17 protein-coding genes, 1 other RNA gene and 1 pseudogene are annotated in these 17,318 nt (G+C 40.2%); 8 read left to right on the forward strand and 11 right to left on the reverse strand.

The window, feature by feature from the left end:
* Positions 1–567: 567 nt before the first annotated feature.
* Complete coding sequence (locus GNT69_RS01315; RefSeq protein WP_203553139.1) at positions 568–2,094, reverse strand: DHA2 family efflux MFS transporter permease subunit; 1,527 nt, start codon at positions 2,092–2,094, stop codon at positions 568–570.
* Between the two features lie 193 nt (positions 2,095–2,287).
* Between GNT69_RS01315 and GNT69_RS01320 the strand changes: the two genes are divergently transcribed.
* A complete protein-coding gene (locus tag GNT69_RS01320) occupies positions 2,288–3,172 on the forward strand; it encodes a TetR/AcrR family transcriptional regulator (protein ID WP_203553140.1) in 885 nt (294 codons plus the stop codon).
* A 702-nt stretch (positions 3,173–3,874) separates the two neighbouring features.
* Here GNT69_RS01320 and wecB read toward each other — a convergent pair.
* Positions 3,875–4,408 (reverse strand): annotated as a pseudogene (gene wecB, locus GNT69_RS01325) (non-hydrolyzing UDP-N-acetylglucosamine 2-epimerase); the annotation flags it as partial.
* Positions 4,409–4,683: 275 nt separating this feature from the next.
* Between wecB and GNT69_RS01330 the strand changes: the two are divergent.
* From GNT69_RS01330 to GNT69_RS01345, 4 genes are all read left to right on the forward strand, one after another.
* Complete coding sequence (locus GNT69_RS01330) at positions 4,684–5,148, forward strand: YndM family protein (protein WP_203553141.1); 465 nt, start codon at positions 4,684–4,686, stop codon at positions 5,146–5,148.
* Between the two features lie 41 nt (positions 5,149–5,189).
* Positions 5,190–5,336, forward strand: a complete 147-nt coding sequence (locus GNT69_RS01335) for a hypothetical protein (protein ID WP_203553142.1) — start codon at positions 5,190–5,192, stop codon at positions 5,334–5,336.
* An 85-nt stretch (positions 5,337–5,421) separates the two neighbouring features.
* Positions 5,422–6,108 (forward strand): oxidoreductase, encoded by a 687-nt coding sequence (locus GNT69_RS01340; RefSeq protein ID WP_203553143.1) that lies wholly within the window; start codon positions 5,422–5,424, stop codon positions 6,106–6,108.
* A gap of 305 nt (positions 6,109–6,413) precedes the next feature.
* Positions 6,414–7,025 (forward strand): TetR/AcrR family transcriptional regulator, encoded by a 612-nt coding sequence (locus tag GNT69_RS01345; RefSeq protein ID WP_203553144.1) that lies wholly within the window; start codon positions 6,414–6,416, stop codon positions 7,023–7,025.
* A 104-nt stretch (positions 7,026–7,129) separates the two neighbouring features.
* Here the strand turns inward: GNT69_RS01345 and GNT69_RS01350 are convergent, their stop codons facing one another.
* The 5 genes from GNT69_RS01350 to GNT69_RS01370 all read right to left on the reverse strand — a co-directional run bounded on the left by GNT69_RS01350 (position 7,130) and on the right by GNT69_RS01370 (position 11,562).
* Complete coding sequence (locus GNT69_RS01350) at positions 7,130–7,510, reverse strand: hypothetical protein (RefSeq protein ID WP_203553145.1); 381 nt, start codon at positions 7,508–7,510, stop codon at positions 7,130–7,132.
* Positions 7,511–7,894: 384 nt separating this feature from the next.
* Positions 7,895–8,617, reverse strand: coding sequence for a YetF domain-containing protein (locus GNT69_RS01355; RefSeq protein ID WP_203553931.1), 723 nt, complete (start codon positions 8,615–8,617; stop codon positions 7,895–7,897).
* 58 nt (positions 8,618–8,675) lie between these two features.
* Entirely contained in the window at positions 8,676–9,398 is a 723-nt protein-coding gene (locus tag GNT69_RS01360) for a DUF421 domain-containing protein (RefSeq protein WP_239093985.1), read from the reverse strand.
* A 38-nt stretch (positions 9,399–9,436) separates the two neighbouring features.
* Positions 9,437–10,933, reverse strand: a complete 1,497-nt coding sequence (locus GNT69_RS01365; RefSeq protein WP_343206436.1) for an alkaline phosphatase — start codon at positions 10,931–10,933, stop codon at positions 9,437–9,439.
* Between the two features lie 263 nt (positions 10,934–11,196).
* Positions 11,197–11,562, reverse strand: coding sequence for a carboxymuconolactone decarboxylase family protein (locus GNT69_RS01370; RefSeq protein ID WP_203553934.1), 366 nt, complete (start codon positions 11,560–11,562; stop codon positions 11,197–11,199).
* Between the two features lie 280 nt (positions 11,563–11,842).
* On the opposite strand from GNT69_RS01370, the gene GNT69_RS01375 reads away from it, so the two are divergent.
* The 3 genes from GNT69_RS01375 to tatC all read left to right on the forward strand — a co-directional run bounded on the left by GNT69_RS01375 (position 11,843) and on the right by tatC (position 14,500).
* The gene (locus tag GNT69_RS01375; protein WP_203553146.1) at positions 11,843–13,297 is read left to right on the forward strand and encodes an alkaline phosphatase PhoX; all 1,455 of its coding nucleotides are present in this window, start codon (positions 11,843–11,845) and stop codon (positions 13,295–13,297) included.
* Between the two features lie 170 nt (positions 13,298–13,467).
* Positions 13,468–13,698 carry a twin-arginine translocase TatA/TatE family subunit gene (locus GNT69_RS01380; protein WP_203553147.1) on the forward strand — a complete coding sequence of 77 codons (231 nt, stop codon included), beginning with the start codon at positions 13,468–13,470 and terminating at the stop codon, positions 13,696–13,698.
* 70 nt (positions 13,699–13,768) lie between these two features.
* Positions 13,769–14,500, forward strand: a complete 732-nt coding sequence (gene tatC, locus GNT69_RS01385) for a twin-arginine translocase subunit TatC (protein ID WP_203553148.1) — start codon at positions 13,769–13,771, stop codon at positions 14,498–14,500.
* Between the two features lie 125 nt (positions 14,501–14,625).
* Here the strand turns inward: tatC and ssrS are convergent.
* The 4 genes from ssrS to pxpB all read right to left on the reverse strand — a co-directional run bounded on the left by ssrS (position 14,626) and on the right by pxpB (position 17,294).
* A non-coding RNA gene (gene ssrS, locus GNT69_RS01390) (6S RNA) lies at positions 14,626–14,821 on the reverse strand.
* A 68-nt stretch (positions 14,822–14,889) separates the two neighbouring features.
* Positions 14,890–15,762: a 5-oxoprolinase subunit C family protein gene (locus tag GNT69_RS01395; protein WP_203553149.1), complete on the reverse strand. Its 873-nt coding sequence runs from the start codon at positions 15,760–15,762 to the stop codon at positions 14,890–14,892.
* Positions 15,759–16,511, reverse strand: a complete 753-nt coding sequence (locus tag GNT69_RS01400) for a LamB/YcsF family protein (protein ID WP_203553150.1) — start codon at positions 16,509–16,511, stop codon at positions 15,759–15,761. The genes GNT69_RS01395 and GNT69_RS01400 overlap by 4 nt, the downstream gene beginning before the upstream one ends.
* A 48-nt stretch (positions 16,512–16,559) precedes the next feature.
* Positions 16,560–17,294 carry a 5-oxoprolinase subunit PxpB gene (pxpB, locus tag GNT69_RS01405; protein ID WP_203553151.1) on the reverse strand — a complete coding sequence of 245 codons (735 nt, stop codon included), beginning with the start codon at positions 17,292–17,294 and terminating at the stop codon, positions 16,560–16,562.
* Between the last annotated feature and the right edge of the window lie 24 nt (positions 17,295–17,318).

A 17,318-nucleotide genomic window follows, 5' to 3' on the forward strand; every position in this document is an offset into this window, starting at 1 on the left:
CATTTTTAATTGAAAATGATGAACAGAAAAATAGTGTTGTGTTTTTATTTAAGGTTAGGCTCTGTCGGCTATGACTGAATGATGATTTCACTGAGCCTGAAAAATAAACGGAAAAATTCCCGCTAAACTGGGAAATAACGATATTTCCTTAAAAATAAGGGGAGTTTTTCCGTTTATATGAACAAAATCGTTGGATTTTGTCTGATTTAGAGCAGTTAAGCGGAAAATCTCCGCTTATATCCGCTTCTTAAGCTTCTCCTATCTACATTAGCAGGAAATTTCCCGCTTATTCTTCTCAACCCTACACAAAAATCGATACGGAGAAGGCGAAAATGGTTTGCAAACATCTTAATGAGTAAAATTCGCAATCCAAACAATTAGCTATTACAAATAAAATAGCAAGGGTATAAACCCTTGCTGTTTTTTAAATCTCTCTAGCCTTACAAATTGCCCTACATTTTATAGTGCAAAAAGGTTTACATTTTCCTGTACAAATTGACGTTTTGCGATAGGAAACGGAACCCGTTAGGTTGTATCCCCTCTCATAAGTTCCATATAATCACGTGCCTACACCATTTCTGGCTCGATTTTCTTCTCTGTTTGCTTATCATCTAACGGATCGGCAGCTTGTTTCGCTCGCTTCATAAAGAAGGCGAGAACAAGGGCGATTCCAGAAATAAAGGTCGCAACTAAAAAGGCATCATTGATTCCCTCAAGCATCGCTTTCATTACAATTTGTTGCTGCAATTCAGCTAGCGCAGCTTCGGTCGGTGTTCCTGTCATTTCCTTCATAGCGGATTCAGTAAATTGAGTCGTATATACTGCTTGCCGATTCGACATCACAGTAATCAATAAAGCCGTCCCAATCGCACCAGAAACTTGTTGTAACGTATTATTCACGGCGGTCCCATGCGGGTAATAACGAGGCGGCAACTGGTTTAAGCCATTTGTTTGAACAGGCATCAAAACCATTGACATCCCAAGCATCCGAATGGTGTGAATGACAGTAATATACGTAAATGAAGTTTCAAACGTTAAAATACTTAAATAGTAGGTTGGAACCGTTGTTAATACTAATCCGGTAACAACGAGAGCGCGCCCACCAAACTTATCAAATAGCCTTCCAGTAACAGGTGACATAAAAGCATTCAAGATTGCACCTGGCATTAACATTAACCCTGCTTCAAGTGGTGAAAAGCCGCGAACAGTTTGCACGAAAATCGGCAGCAGCAACATTCCCGAAAACAACGACATCGTTACAACCGATGAAATGACGGATGATAAAGTAAACATTGGATGTTTATACACATCAAAATTAAGCATTGGTTCTTTTAGCTTCGCTTGACGTTTCACAAATAAAAACAAAGAAATGGCTCCAATAATAATCGTTAAGTATACTTGCGGACTTCCCCAGCCTGCATTTCCGGCAGCACTGAACCCATATAAAAGGCCCCCAAACCCAACACTTGATAATAAAAGTGAGAAGACATCAAGCTTTATATCGACTTTCTCTTTTTTATCTTTTAGCATAAAAACACCGAATAAAAAGACAGCGACGGCAATTGGCGCAATAAAGTAGAATAACGCTCTCCATTGGTAATGTTCAATGATCAACCCTGATAATGTAGGACCAATCGCGGGCGCAAACATTAAAATAAGACCGAAAATCCCCATTGCTGTTCCCCGTTTTTCAATCGGAAAACTCACTAACATTACATTCATTAATAATGGCATCATAATTGCTGAACCGGCAGCTTGAAGCATTCTAGCAAGTAGAAGTACACTGAAAAAATCAGAAAAACCGGCGACAATCGTCCCAACTGTAAATAACCCCATCGCTGTTAAAAATAATTTGCGAACAGAGTATTTTTGAATTAAAAATGCAGTTGTTGGAATCATAATTCCATTTACAAGCATAAATCCTGTCGTTAACCACTGGACGATTGAAGGGCCAACTTCAAACTCCACCATAATTGAAGGAAGTGCAACATTTAATAATGTATTATTTAAAAAAGAAATAAATGCCCCAATCATTAGAACGCTAAGAATTCCGTATGGTGGACGCTTTGTCTGTTTGTTGTTGGATTGTTCCATCGTGTTTCCCCCTGTAGACATGTAGTCCATTTAATTGAACTCATATTTCACATAGACATATAATATACCATCAGTTCAAATTTTTCAATTCAAAAGAACCATATTGAAATGGGGTTTGAATATTACTTATTTTTAATGTACTATAATTTTGTACCGTAAGTACATTTTGTAAAACTTGGCAGGAGGTGAATAAATGGGCGACAGGAAAAAGCATGTCATAAAAATGGCTCACCAATTATTTATGGAAAAAGGCTTTCAAAACACTTCCATTCAAGACATTTTAGAATATAGTGGGATTTCAAAAGGTACATTTTATAATTATTTCTCATCTAAAAATGAATTATTAATTGAAAATTTCAAATCCCTTTTTGAAAAATTAGAACGAAAGCGGGACCAATTGTTGATTGGACAAGACCCTGCGAATATCGAAGTCTTTACGAGACAAATCGAATTGCAAATGCGGACGAATCGGGAAAATCATTTGATTTCCCTATTTGATGAAGTATACACTTCGAACGATGATGAGTTAAAAGAGTTTTTAAGGCAATATCAATTACGGGCGATTCGCTGGGTGTACGATCGGTTTATTGATTTATTTGGCGAATATCGAAAACCATATTTATTTGATTGTGCAATCATGTTTTCTGCAATTTTACACCAAAATCTTAAATTCCATGCCTATGCTTATGGGGCAAATACGAGTATTCATAAAGTCGTTTCTTACAGTGTCGCGCGAGCCGTGAAGATCGTCGAAGAAGTGACAGAGGCGAAAGAGTCATTGATTCAACCTGATATTCTCGAAAAATGGCTGCCTAACCTAAGCAGAGAAGAGAAGGAATTACATACAGAATTTCTTTCTTTAAGCCTCTCCTTAAATAAATATTTAGAAAATCATGATCAACAGCTAAAATGCCAAGAGCTCATCCGATTTATTGAAGAGGAGTTGTTCCAATCGAAATGCCAACGGAGATTTCTGATTGAAAGCGCTCTTAACTCGTTAAAAGCCGAGACAATCTTAGCTTCACACCCTGATTTATTAAAAATAGAACAACTTATTCACGACTTTTACAACCAGTAAATGCCAAGTCTTATCAATGAAACGATAGGACTTGGCATTTTTTTAATTATTTTTTAACGTACTTAGAGCTTCGGTGGCTAACTTTTTGTCCTTCTGCCGTCGGGTGGAAGAATATAGTCTAGTTGCAGATTACCAAAAGCGGTATAGGCATGACATTCGCATAGGGTAGAGTTGCCTGAGCGGGGCAGTTTTGGAGCGTTAGATGAGCGAGTCGTTATTGCTAGTACTTGGATTAACCGAACCGTGATGATTTGGCTATGTTTTATTGCTAGTACAACCGTGATGATATGGCTGGTTTTATGCTAGTACTTGGATTAAACCGATTTTTGGTCGTTTTTTATTGCTAGTACTGGGATTATATCGGCCTTGTGACCTCATTTTATTGCTAGTACTCGGATTAAACCCTTATTTTACAGACTTTTATAACGAGTACTCGCAATAAATCAACGAAATTTGGTGTTTTTAATCCGAGTACTTGGATTAAAAAGCGCGTTACCAGCATTATCGTTCAAAAACCCTACGGACCTCTTCTGCCAAATAACCATAAAGGACTTTTTACTGGAAAAACATACAAAACGAAGCTGTACTTACCCATTACTCAGACCAACTTCTCAACTTTGAACAAACAAAAGACTGTCTGAAACAAACGGCTATTCTTTTCATTCGTTTTCAGACAGTCCTCCATGAAAGCACTATTCCCCCTTACACTCCGAAAGGTTGAGGTGGTTGATCTGTTTTCCCATAATGATGGAGAATTGCCTGAACGATGCGGTAAGAAGCTTTTCCGTCTCCGTACGGATTGGATGCCTTAGACATTTTCTCGTATTCCGCTGGATTCGTCAGCAATTCTTTCGCTAAGCGGTAAATCGTTTCTTCATCCGTTCCCGCTAACTTGAGTGTTCCTGCTTCAATTCCTTCTGGTCGTTCGGTTGTATCGCGAAGAACAAGCACTGGTACCCCAAGAGAAGGCGCTTCTTCCTGCACACCGCCAGAATCAGTTAAAATGATATGAGCTTTTGAAGCAAAATTATGGAAATCAACCACGCCTAACGGCTCAATGAGATGAATTCGCTTGTCATCGCCTAGCACTTCATCAGCCACTTCCCTAACTGCAGGATTTAAGTGCACTGGATAGACAACTTGAATGTCGTCATGCTCGTTGACGAGTCTTTTAATGGCTCTAAACATATGTCTCATTGGTTCACCGAGGTTTTCACGGCAATGGGCGGTTAATAAGAATTCTTATTTGCACCGTTTCAAGCACACTCAGCACTATTTTATCATTTATTTTTATTTTCTCAATGAAAGCGTAATTTAAGTCGAAATTTGTTTGTTTTTACCATAAAAACATCCCTTATGCCCCCCCCTAGCATATCAGTTATTCAATTAAAACATAGCTAACATTAGCTATGTTTTTGCAGATGTGAGTAGCAACGGGAATAATTACTATCTTTCAATCACAAGATTTCGGGCAACTTATACAAGAGATTTTTACAGTGAGGTGGGTCACAATGAAACATCTTTGGGCACTATTGATTAAATTTACCGCGATCGCCATCGTGCTATTCTCATTATTCGCGATTTTTAATACCGCTACGTTCGGCGAGATTTTGTTTATGTCGGTGTTCATCACGCTTCTCGCTTATTTCGTAGGTGATTTAATTATTCTTCCGAAGTTTGGGAACGCCATTGCAACAATTGCCGATTTCGGACTTTCTTTTGTCACGATTTTGTTTTTAAGTATCGTTCTATTTGGCCGAACAGAAGGCATGCTTTGGATGTCTTTCACTGCTGCAGCAGCGATTGCTGCCGTTGAGGCACTGTTCCATCTATATATGAAAAATCATGTTCTTTCCGATCGATCAGCGAGCTTCGTTCCCGGTGTCTATCGTGAGGATAAAATGACAACGGAATTCTCCGAAGAATTGGATGCAAACGAAACGAAAGATATTTTCCGTAAATATGAGAAGGAGTAACTAATTAATCTTCAGTTACCTGAAAGGAGGTTTAATTTCACATGCCTCGTGGGAAAGAACTCGAACAACTACCGATGGCCAATACGCTTCCGGGAATGGGAGCGGACAGGAGTAAGTATCGTCGCGACAAATTAACGAGCATTGTTACTGGCGAGCAGCCTCAACCCGCCAAAAAGAAAAAAGGATAAGGAACCATGGGAGATTCTTTTCGGGAATCTTCTTTTTTTCGGCTATACTTAATTAAGAAGTAATTGATAATTGGAGTTGGCATAAATGCAAACGAAACAGAAAACGGCTTTGCTCATAGGGGCAACAGGATTAGTAGGTCAAGAATTGTTGAAGATTTTATTGGAAACGTCCTTGTATGAAAAAATCATTGTGCTTACGCGAAGAAAAGTAAATGTTCAGCATCCAAAACTATTGCAAATCGTCGCTGGTTTTGACCAATTGGCAAATCATGAAGCGGATTATTCGGTTGACGATGTGTACTGCTGCTTAGGTACGACAATTAAAAAGGCCGGATCACAGGAAGAATTCAAAAAGGTCGATTATACATATCCGGTGGAATTGGCAAAGTTAACAAAACAAGCTGGAGCGACAAGCTTCCTTATTATTTCGGCATTAGGAGCTGACCCGCACTCAAAGATTTTTTACAATCGGACAAAAGGTGCGGTGGAGGAAGCAATTAAGAGTGTCGGTTTTCCAGCGCTACATATTTTCCAACCGTCTCTCTTACTTGGCGACCGTCAAGAATTTCGTTTCGGTGAAAAGGTAGGAGTGTTGTTAAGCCCAGTATATTCGCCTTTCATGGTTGGAACATTGAAAAAGTATAAACCAATCCAAGCTGCAGATGTTGCTCAAGCAATGTTTTATGCCGGACAATTAGAGGAAACTGGAATCTTTACGTATCCTTCAGATGAAATTTTCCGATTGAGCAAGAAAACAGCGGCCGGTGGCTAGAAGCATTTCTAGAAACCGGTTGATTGGATTATGTAACAGTTTTTCAGAAAGCGGGTCTCCTTTCCTGTTCGTCTCTCGGCGACTTTTTATAATATCGCGGCAAGAATACAGAATTATGCTAAAATAATAGAAAGTATGTATTCTTTATATTTCTAGCAAATGGAACCGTTACCACTTTTGATCATTGCAACTTTAATGAAGATTTCAGGAAATCACCAATCATCCACATATTCATTAATGTTTTTGTAGGCGACCGTTTTCCTGAAAATGCAAGATTCGTTCAGATTGATTTTGGAGGGATATTCATGCTTACTGAAAATGGACGGGAAGATCCTAGAGTACGAAGAACGAAGCGGATTTTAAAGGAAACCTTTCTTCAGCTTCTCCATTTGAAAGGGTATCGGCGCATTACGGTAAAAGACATTGTCGAGCATGCCGATTACAATCGTGCGACTTTTTATCATCATTATAAATATAAAGAAGAGCTAGCAAACGAAGTCGTGCAAGAAAAACTTAATGGATTTACCACAGCCTTTCGCGAACCACTAACAAATATGAATACTTATTCCATCCAAAGACTTTCCCCATCTGACATCATCGTTTTTGACTATATCATTCAAAATGCAGATTTTTTTATGCTTTATAAACATTCCGAGGCCATCCCTGGTTCTGAAGATCAACTTCTCCAAACGATTATCGAGCTTTTTCAAGAAATAAACAATCAGCCCGTCAAACCGGTGGTTGGTCACTATAATTCGCAAATTATTATTCAAGCCTATGGACTTATGGGACTTATTTTGGAGTGGGTCAAAAGCGAGTTTTCCACACCTCCTGCTTATTTAAATCAACAATTGATTTCGATCTTACATTTTCAATCAGCGACAACGCAAGCAAAAGGAGAAACAATATTTGTTTAAGCGCAAAATCGTGCGTGGGCTGTATAAACGACCACGCACGTTCATTTCTTTTTCATCTCTCCAATTGGTATCTTTTTTGACATGAACATCAGCATATTTATTAATTAATGTTCATCAATTGGCGAAACACCTGCAAAGGCAATCGTTCCCTTAACGTTAAAAATGGCAGCACCCACCTCGAACCCTGACTCATCAGCAAAGACAACCTTATATCCAATTACCCCCGGAATGAGCTCGTCCAAATCCCTGACTTCAATTGCTCCAGCACCGTTCCACTGGTAGTTTTTTGCTTCTAGTTCTTTCTTAATAGCTTTAAAATCGTCATTTTTTAGTAGTTCTGCAACTAATTGATTCCTTTCAGCTCCAATAATAACTGTTCCTGGACATTCACAATCATCAGCTGCTTGGACTTCGGAAATTCCTGTACTAAATACAAACGCAAATAATAGCAAACTGCCGCATAACCATAATCCAAAACGTTTCATTTTCTTTTTTCCTCCTCGTTTATGCCTCCTCCTTTTTTTCGATATTGTAAAAATCTTTTCCTGCAAATAGGAAGAAAGTTCGCGAAATCGTAACAAAGTTCAACAAAAACTTCACAACTCAGTTTCTATTTGAGCCCAATTTTCTAAACGAATGAAATTTACAATAATTATAAATAAATTAATATGTTCTTTATAATTCGATGGTACGCTATAGATAATTGAATTTGATCATTCATTTATAAGATAGGATGTGATGATGAATGCTAGCAAGAGTGTGCATCAATTTCCTCCTAATTATGTCCCACTTTTACTTAGCTTAAAAAAATTTGCTCTCTCCTATGCCTGCTCTTAGGGCATTTTTTTTTACGCAGAATGAGATAGCGCTTAATGATTAATCGGTGGAACTCCCTCGCTTACTTGATTTTTTAAAGTAATATTGAGATTCCCGTTTGCATCTACACCTGCATAAAACACATCAAACTTGTCGGTAATCTTCTTAACATGCAATTGTTCCGTTAACCATTCAGTTGATAGATTCAATTTAGTGAGCGCGTCCTTCTGAATTTCCCCATCTAAAATGAGTGGAATCTCAAATTGAGCTTCTTTTGCTGGCAGCCCGAGATCCCCTGCTGTTACTGCGAGTTTGTCCGGCTTCAGACTCACCGACATTCTGCCGCTCGCTTCAATAATCGCCAATTCAACATTACTCATTTGAAACACATCTTTCTCACGCAACATTTGCAGCAAATTATCAAGCGAGTAATTGATTCTCTTTATATTTTTATGTAAAAATTGCCCCTTATAAACGACGATTGTCGGTTCAAAAGTAATCATCTTTCCGATACGTCTCTTCTTTAATTTTAATAAAGTAATGCCCCGATGCAGGAGTGCAATTGCGATGATGGCGACAAAGGTGTGAATATGGCCAATCTCTGGATCGGCAATATCGGCGCCCACGACGGTCCCTAACACAAGAATGACGAGCACATCAAATACAGGAAGCTCGCCAATTGAACGTTTCCCTATAAACAGGGCAATCACAAGCATGGAAGGAAGAATGGTCACAATTCTTCCAATGACCTTTAAACTATCCATTAGAATTTCCATCAACTACCTACCACCTTTGTACATATATGGAATGTCCTCATCGTTGCTTTTAAAAAAGCTAGTGGAAAATTGGCGGTACTCCAGCTTTTAACTGACCTTTTAGCGTGAAATTTAAATCACCCTTTTTGGTCACGCCCGCATAAAATACATTTGCTTCGTCTTTAATATGATTTGCATGCAATTGTTGTCGCAGCCACTCTGGTGTTTTATCTAGCTTCGTTAACACGTCTCTTTGAATTTCACCGTCTAAAATAACGGGAATTTCATAATCAACTTCTTCGGCAGGGAGATTCATATCAGCAATGGTAACAGGGGTATTTTCGGGCTTTAACCTCATCGTTAACCTACCGTTTGCCTCGATAATGGCGATTTCTACGTTTTTCAACTGAAACACATCTTTTTCGCGAAGCATTTGCAGGATATTATCAAGGGAATAGTTAATTTTCCTAATGTTTTCTGTCATCAATTCACCTTGATGCACGACAATCGTTGGTTCAAAGGTAACGAGATTTCCAAATTTGCGATATTTTAGTTTTAAATAAATGATAAATTTTTGTAAAAGAGCAATCGCCACCATTGCGACGACCGTATGGGTATGGTCAATACTTGGATCGGCAATATCGGCACCGACAACAGCACCAAGGACAAGCACGACTAGAAAGTCAAAAACAGGGAGTTCTCCAATCGAACGTTTTCCCATATATATCCCGATAAATAAAAGCAATGGCAAAATTGTCAAGATTCGCCCAATTACTTTCAGGCTGTCCATCCATACTTCCATTATTGGATTCCCCCTGTTTAATCATTTTGAGTAGTGTTTTACAATTCGTAGTCCATTAATTCAGCAATGATGTTCGGAATGTCGATGTTATCGAGAACCCCTTCGAAATTTTCAGCCCCATCCCCAAAAGCAAAAACTGGAACAAGGTTCCCAGTATGGCCGCCAGTACTGCTTTTTGCTCGAGTAGGACTGCGAACGATTCCCGCATGATGATGAGCAGCAATGATACTGCCAATTTCCCAACCCACTTGCTGGTGAGCATATATCTTCCCTCCAGCAACTGTTACTGCTTCGTTAAATTGGGTAATTTCTTCGTTGCTAAGGTCCATATCAGCATAGGATTTAAACACATTTCGGATGCTATCAGATGTATAACCATTCGGTTTCTCTGCTTTGACAAGCTGACGAGCCATATATTCTGGAGACACTTGTTGTCGTTTCAACCGTTCAATATCAACAGGCTCTGTTGCGGAAATCCCCATCGTTTCATGATCAGCAAGTACAACGATCAGTGTGTCACCATGTTTCTCGGCCCAATCTGTAACATCCTTCACGGTGTTGTCAAACTCGATTATTTCCTTCCATACGCTCGTCAAATCTGCTGAATGTGCGGCGTGGTCAATTCTTGCTCCTTCTACCATTAGAAAAAAGCCAGCGTCCTGTGACAAAACTTCGAGTGCTTTCGCCGTCATCTCTTGAAGCGTTGGTTCTTCACTCCTCAGCTCGTCGCGATCAATCATAAAATTCATATAGGTTGGGTGAAACAAGCCAAGCAGTTTCTCGCCGCCTGCCTCCTTTAACTCTTTTTTGTTGGTTACATATGTATAACCTTCTTCTTGAAACTCCGCGATTAAATCAACGCCATTTTGCTTCTCTTTTTCAAAATAACTCCGACCGCCGCCAAGAATGACGTCGATATCATTTTTCAGTTGTTGTCTAGCTACTTCCGTTTGACCTGCCCAACGGTTAGATACGTTGGCTGTAAATGCAGCAGGGGTAGCGTCTGTTACTGTACTCGTAGAAACGATGCCGACTCTTTTGCCATCTTGTTTAAATTTATCGAGAATGCTGTCAACTGCCTTCCCATCAGGGGTAATTCCGATCATTTCATTATTCGTTTTCTGGCCAGTAGCAATCGCTGTTCCCCCTGCTGCGGAGTCTGTAACAATATTATTCGCTGAATAAGTATGCGCTAAAGCTACATATGGCAATGTTTCCATGAATAAGCGGCCTTTTTTTCCGTACTCGAATAAACGGGCCATTTCAATTTGGCCAATGCCCATTCCATCGCCAATCATCATAATGACATTTTTTGGACGCTTGGCAGTTTTAATGATTTTTTTCTTATTTTTCATTTCATAAATTTGCGGGTTTTCTCCATCGATGTTTCGTTCTGTTGAATGGCGGTCAGCGTTCTCGCTATCAAGGAAAGGACGCTCATCTACACCAACTTGAGCTCCTAGTCCGCTAACACTCGTCCACCCTACCGAAAACACTAAAAGAATTGCCAAAAGATAGGTTAATTTATTATTCACAAAAACATCCCCCTAAAAATGAATCCAGTTTTATTATTTCAAGGGAAAAGAAACAAAGTCAGGTAATTGTTTCCATAATTCAGCTTTGCTCGTTTGACTTGGGATTCTGGCTGAATGAGGTCCGCTTTCGGACAGATTTGCTCGTTGGACTCGAGATTCTGTCTGAATGAGCGCCGCTTTCCGACAGCTTTACTCGTTGTTTGTGCTCGTTTAAAATTGAAAATACCACAGCAATGGCTGCGGTATTGCATGGAGGTATAATTTTAGTTTGTCATTTGTTTTAAATCGGTGATGCAATCCTGAACAAATGTTACCGCCTGACTCATGGCAGCCCCGCCGCCAAACGCCGCGGACACACCAAGTGCTTCCATAATTTCCTCCTCTGATGCTCCTTGATCGAGGCAGCCTTTCGTATGGTACGCAATACAATACTCATCTTGAGCAACTACAGCGATCCCTAAAGCAATCAACTGTTTTTCCTTTTGCGACAACTTTCCCTCTGCAAAGCAAGCCTCAGTAAATGCATTGAAATGCTTGGCGATTTTCGGCATTTTTTGCGAAAAGTCTCCTAATCCCTTTTTATAGTCGAGAATCGCCGCTTCTGTTTGGTTTTGAGGTTCTTGTTCCATATTCATTTCATCACAGCTCCATTCCTAAATAATCACCGTTAGTATGAATCATTCCGAAGAATTTCATCCGTCCTATACACCTCGCAAATGGCCGCTGTTTCAAAAAAGTCTGTTACATTATAGGACGAACACGAGCTTTACGTTTAAGGGTTTACACTGTTCATCATTCTTAACAAACAATTACATAGGCTTAACAGACCATTAAGAATAATCTGTTAATTTTAAACATGGAGATTGCTAAAAATGCATTCCACCAAAAATAGGCTGGAGGTTTTAATGAATGAAATCTAGTAAGGCTGGACTTAACAGACGTGACTTTTTGAAGGTTGGCGGAATGAGTACATTGGCTATGGCATTAGGAACAACGGGCGTTTATTCATTAGCAGGTGTTGGCTCAAAAGCTGCTGCAGCTGCGAATAATCATATGAATCCAACAAGTGGCTTCGGTGGATACGGTCCTCTTGTAAAAGATCCAAACGGAATTCTTGATCTCCCACATGGCTTTCAGTACAAAATCATTTCGAAAACAGGAGATAAAATGTCAAATGGCGACTTAGTTCCTGCCATGTTAGATGGAATGGCTGCTTACCGCGGCGAGAAAAATACGACCATCCTTGTACGAAATCATGAGAATAGCACGAATTCACAATATCCAGTAAACGGAAAAAATCCTTGGAATAATGGCGCTGCTGGTGGAACGACCGCTCTTATCGTCGGACAAAACCATGAAGTTATTCAGGAGTATGTAACAAGTTCTGGAACCATTCGTAACTGTGCTGGCGGAGCATCTACTTGGGGTACTTGGTTAACTTGTGAAGAGACACGAAGTATGGGCCATGGCTTTGTTTTCGAAGTCAACCCGCTTGATCCTGAAAATGAAATGTCGAGAACACCAATCCGTGATATGGGTTATTTCTCCCATGAAGCTTGTGCTGTAGATCCAGCGACTGGAATTTGGTATTTAACCGAAGATAACAACCCAAGCTTTTTATACCGCTTTACACCGCATGACCGCAGCCAAACTCTTGGTTCGTTGCAAAAAGGCGGAATCCTTGAAGCAGCGGCCATTGATGAACTGCCAACAAATTCTGCGAGCACCTTTAACAACGGTCAAAAATTCGGTGTTGTTTGGAAAAGGGTCAACCCTGAACGAGCGAAGGATGATGCAAGGGGTCTGGGCTGTATTCAGTTTAAGCGTTTAGAAGGGGCATTTTTCTCAGCTGGAGTCTTCTGGTTTGATGATACGAATGCTGGCGATGGAAATCTTGGACGCGTTTATCGTTACTTCCCGGCAACAAATACGTTAGAGCTTTTTTATGAATCTACAGATAAAAATGATTTAGAAATGCCAGACAATATTGCGATGACTCCTTGGGGAGACCTTTGGATTGCGGAAGATGGTCCTGGAAATGACCGCATCATCGGGCTGACTCCAGAAGGAAATGTGTATACATTTGCCGAGAATACATTAAATGGTTCTGAGTTTGCCGGCCCTACATTCTCACCTGATGGCAATACATTTTTCGTAAATATTCAAACTCCTGGAATTACCTTAGCCATTTGGGGACCATTCTCTCGCAGAAACGCTGCGCGCCAACGGGCAATGGGACATGCTGAACCACCAGCAGGTCTCGCTCCAGTTGTTTCGGACAAGCTATCCGCTATGGCTGAAGCACAAGGAATGTCGCTGCTTGAAGCAGCTGCACTCGAGCGTCATGGCATGCCGATTTTATAAAGCAAAACTTCCATCAGAGCGGGTTTTCTTCATCCCCCACTGATGGTTAGTCGCACAGATAATTTGAGATTCGTTGATTGAGTTGGGCATTGATCATGACCGAATGAACGTTATCACGTTGCGGACATGACTTGCCCACTAAAGGTTGAAAAACTGCGAGGAGGGAAAACATGCTACAAAATATTGGTATACCTGGTCTCATTCTGATTCTTGTCATCGCCCTGATTATTTTTGGTCCTTCTAAATTACCGGAAGTTGGCCGTGCCTTTGGAAATACATTAAAAGAATTTAAAAAAGCAACCAATGAACTAGTCAATGGCGACGAGAAGACTGACACAACAACAAATAATAAGGAAAAAGTAACTACAATTGACCACTCTCAAAGCAAAACTGGGAGCTAAAAGAGTAGAAAAAAGACAGGAGATGTAGGCCAATACTGCTTACATCTTTCTTTTTAAAAGGAGTTTCATAATGGACATCGAGCAAATGAATATTGTTGATCATTTAAGTGAATTACGAAAAAGAATCTTTATTACATTAGGAACGTTCCTGTTCGCTTTCTCTATTTCGTTTATTTATGTTAAAGAGATTTATTACTTTTTAGTAAAGGATTTGGACGGAAAACTTGCCTTGCTCGGACCTGGTGATATTATCTGGATTTATATGATGATCTCTGGTGTCGTAGCGATTGCGATTACGATTCCAGTGGCTGCCTTTGAAACATGGAAATTTGTTAAACCAGCTTTATCGAAAGAGGAGCAAAAAATCACTCTGCCCTATATTCCAGGTTTGTTTTTCCTTTTTATCGCAGGCATTGCCTTTGGCTATTTCATTTTATTTCCGTTGGTGCTTTCCTTTTTGAGCAATTTATCTGATGGTCTGTTTGAGACCTTTTTTACCGCCGAAAAATATTTTTCATTCATGTTGAATATCGTTTTGCCGTTTGGATTTTTATTTGAAATGCCAGCGGTTGTCATGTTCTTAACGAGGATCGGTGTGATTAACCCCTACAAACTTGGGAAGATGAGAAAGTTTGCTTATTTTCTGTTAATTATTATTTCTGTGTTGATCACTCCCCCGGATTTTCTATCTGACGTGTTGGTCATCATTCCTTTGCTGCTTTTATATGAAGTCAGCATCCTTTTAAGCAAAATCGTCTACCGTAAACAGCTTGCTTCTGATTCGAGCGTAACTGCAAATTAATCTTTTCTGCCTCCTGAATGGGGGCAGAAGAATAAGAAGCTTTATCGTCACTTGCAAATATGGACTTTTAAAATTACAACGCATTAAAAAACCAGCTTCCAATCGGAAACTGGTTTGAAGGCTTATGTACAGCCGCATTTGCCGTAATTTGAAATAAGAAAGTTTTAAACCACCACTCCTCAAAGTGGGTGTTCGCAGAAACGTTCTTGCCTGTCCTCCTTGTCATATAGACGGAGGATTGTCATTCCAGTTTCAATGTAAAACTCCCTGTTACAGTATAAAGGTTAAAACTTAATTTGATTACGCACAATGCAGCTTATGTTTATATCATACTCAATTGTTGAGGAGAAATCAATGGGAAAATTTAGGGATGCAAAAAATTGGGACTCTCAGCACGAAGCTCCAATTAGATTGAAACGGATTTCTCCACCCTTTCGCATTTGAGCGACTTTCCATAGATCGTCCGCGCTAATTTTTCCAATCGTTGCATAGCCGCCAATTGTTTGGCAGTCGGCCATTAAAATAATCGGCTGACCGCTATTCGGGACTTGAATTGTGCCAAACTGAGTTGCTTCAGAAAGGATATCGCTACTGCTAGCAAACTTCAATGGCGGACCTTCAAGCAAATACCCCATGCGGTCGCCTGTTTTTAACGTATATGTAGATTGAAAGAATTCGGTTAAATCATCCTCTTTAAAATAATCGAAATGTGGACTTGGCCATACGTTCACCGTTATTTGATTGGAATATTGCGGCCGAAATCGATGGCAAAGCCCTGTTTGAAACCGAGATGACTTTTCCCGTTTGGCATAAAGAATCATCTCTCGTTGAATTGGCACACCAAGCTGACCCTTCGGATAAACCGAAGCACTTCCTAACAGCAGCTCCGCTTCAAATCCTCCCTCTAGAATGATATAAGCAATGCTTCCAAAGTTGGCGCGCGTGAACGTTAACGTTTGTCCCTTCGAAATGTTAAATGATTTCCAAATTGGCACAGGCTTTCCATCAAGCATTGCCCCTAAATCGGCGCCGGTGAGCACGATGCGATGATTGCTAAGCACTTCAAAGATTTGTCCCCCCAAAAACAACTCGAGTGCCGGGTCATTCTCTCGATTGCCAACAATCATCTGCCCATAATGAAAAGCTTGCTTATCCATCGGTCCTGATACAGGGACGCCAAAGCTCTGATAGCCGAACCGGCCGGTATCTTGTATCGAGCCATACACTCCAGCTTTTATTACTTTAAAAAGCGGTACCATCATACGTGGATTACTTTCACTCCTTCTTTCTCTAACGCTTTGCGAATTTGCGCGGTATGGTGAGCAGCATTTTCACTATCGCTATGGAAACAAAGGGTATCGGCCTTAAGAGAGTACCAATTTCCTGACACGGTTTTTACACGCTGATTAAAAACAATCTCTCTCACCTGGGCAACCATTTCTCCATATGTTTTCAAAACGGCATTTGGCAATTCCCTTGATGCTAGCTTGCCATCATCCGCGTATGCTCTGTCGGTAAAAGCTTCTGATGCTGTTTTTAGTCCTAGTTTTTCTCCAGCTTGAATCAATTCGCTGCCAGCAAGCCCAAATAAAATTCCATTCGGCAATGAATCGTACACCGCTTCCGCGACCGCCTCGGCAACGATTTTACTTTCGGCTGCTTTATTGTATAACGCTCCATGTGGCTTCACATGATGAAGCGGAACGCCTTCAATCTCACAAAATTGTTTTAATGCGCCAATTTGATAAATAAGGGAATGATAAATTTCCCGCGGAGACATTTTCAACTCACGTCGTCCAAAGCCTTGCAAATCAGGATAGGCAGGATGGGCTCCAATCGCCACTCCATGTTCCTTCGCCTTTTTCACCGTCGCTGCCATTACATTGAAGTCGCCAGCATGAAATCCACAAGCAATATTGGCAGAAGTGATATGTAAAAAGAGCTTTTCATCCTCCCCCATTTGATAAATTCCAAAACTTTCGCCAACATCTGCGTTTAAGTCGATTCTCATAAAAAACACTCCTCTCTTTTATATGTAAAAAGATAACTGGCGTGCCAGTTAATCTGCAATAAACTCGCTTATTGTACTGGAGTCTGCTTCCATTCTTTGCTTTATTTCATAAAATTCTCGTTTCGGAATCGAGACAAAGCGGAGCCGGTCGCCAGCTTCTATGAAAAACGGGGGATCTCGATCCAAACGATACAGTTCAAGCGGGGTTTTTCCAATAATATTCCAGCCGCCAGGGCTTTCTAAAGGGTAAATCCCCGTTTGACTACCGCCGATTCCAACCGCACCCTTCAAGACTTTTAATCGTGGTGTCGCCAATCTTGGTGTCGTCAAATTTTCATCAAGTTTCCCTAAATAGGAGAAACCAGGCAAAAACCCAATCATATAAACGGTATAGATTGGTTTCGTGTGACGATCAATGATTTCCTTCACCGTTAAACCTGTATGTTCTGCTACTCGCTCGAGATCCCAGCCAAACTCTTCATCATAGCAAACAGGAATCGTTAATTTTCGGATACTCCCTTCCGATTTGCTTGATTTTCTTTCCCGCCACTTTTTTACATAGCGGGCAATGATTTCATCGATGTTTCGCTGCTCTTTTTTTAAATATACAGTAACCGTATGATAGCTAGGAACGATTTCCTCGATGAGAAAGGATGAATCTTCTGTAACAAGCTTTGAGAATTCCCTTACTTTTTGATACGTTTCCTCATCAAGTCTGTTACCAAATTGAAAGCGGATACTCTTTTCTCCAGTCACCATTACTTTACAATCATTTTTACCCATATTTGCTGCATTTCCTTTCGGTAA

Origin of the sequence: Bacillus sp. B15-48, from assembly GCF_016879755.1 — a bacterium.
In the GTDB taxonomy this organism is placed as follows: domain Bacteria; phylum Bacillota; class Bacilli; order Bacillales; family Cytobacillaceae; genus Mesobacillus_B.

Bases quoted from the DNA above. Each gene is read 5' to 3' on its own strand.
- GNT69_RS01335 (WP_203553142.1), top strand. From the start codon at position 5,190: ATGCCTCGTGGGAAAGAACTCGAACAACTACCGATGGCCAATACGCTT.
- GNT69_RS01355 (WP_203553931.1), bottom strand. From the start codon at position 8,617: ATGGAAATTCTAATGGATAGTTTAAAGGTCATTGGAAGAATTGTGACC.
- pxpB (WP_203553151.1), bottom strand. From the start codon at position 17,294: ATGGGTAAAAATGATTGTAAAGTAATGGTGACTGGAGAAAAGAGTATC.
- GNT69_RS01345 (WP_203553144.1), top strand. From the start codon at position 6,414: ATGCTTACTGAAAATGGACGGGAAGATCCTAGAGTACGAAGAACGAAG.
- GNT69_RS01395 (WP_203553149.1), bottom strand. From the start codon at position 15,762: ATGATGGTACCGCTTTTTAAAGTAATAAAAGCTGGAGTGTATGGCTCG.
- GNT69_RS01330 (WP_203553141.1), top strand. From the start codon at position 4,684: ATGAAACATCTTTGGGCACTATTGATTAAATTTACCGCGATCGCCATC.
- GNT69_RS01380 (WP_203553147.1), top strand. From the start codon at position 13,468: ATGCTACAAAATATTGGTATACCTGGTCTCATTCTGATTCTTGTCATC.
- GNT69_RS01370 (WP_203553934.1), bottom strand. From the start codon at position 11,562: ATGGAACAAGAACCTCAAAACCAAACAGAAGCGGCGATTCTCGACTAT.
- GNT69_RS01350 (WP_203553145.1), bottom strand. From the start codon at position 7,510: ATGAAACGTTTTGGATTATGGTTATGCGGCAGTTTGCTATTATTTGCG.
- GNT69_RS01400 (WP_203553150.1), bottom strand. From the start codon at position 16,511: ATGAGAATCGACTTAAACGCAGATGTTGGCGAAAGTTTTGGAATTTAT.
- tatC (WP_203553148.1), top strand. From the start codon at position 13,769: ATGGACATCGAGCAAATGAATATTGTTGATCATTTAAGTGAATTACGA.
- GNT69_RS01340 (WP_203553143.1), top strand. From the start codon at position 5,422: ATGCAAACGAAACAGAAAACGGCTTTGCTCATAGGGGCAACAGGATTA.
- GNT69_RS01315 (WP_203553139.1), bottom strand. From the start codon at position 2,094: ATGGAACAATCCAACAACAAACAGACAAAGCGTCCACCATACGGAATT.
- GNT69_RS01320 (WP_203553140.1), top strand. From the start codon at position 2,288: ATGGGCGACAGGAAAAAGCATGTCATAAAAATGGCTCACCAATTATTT.
- GNT69_RS01360 (WP_239093985.1), bottom strand. From the start codon at position 9,398: ATGGAAGTATGGATGGACAGCCTGAAAGTAATTGGGCGAATCTTGACA.
- GNT69_RS01375 (WP_203553146.1), top strand. From the start codon at position 11,843: ATGAAATCTAGTAAGGCTGGACTTAACAGACGTGACTTTTTGAAGGTT.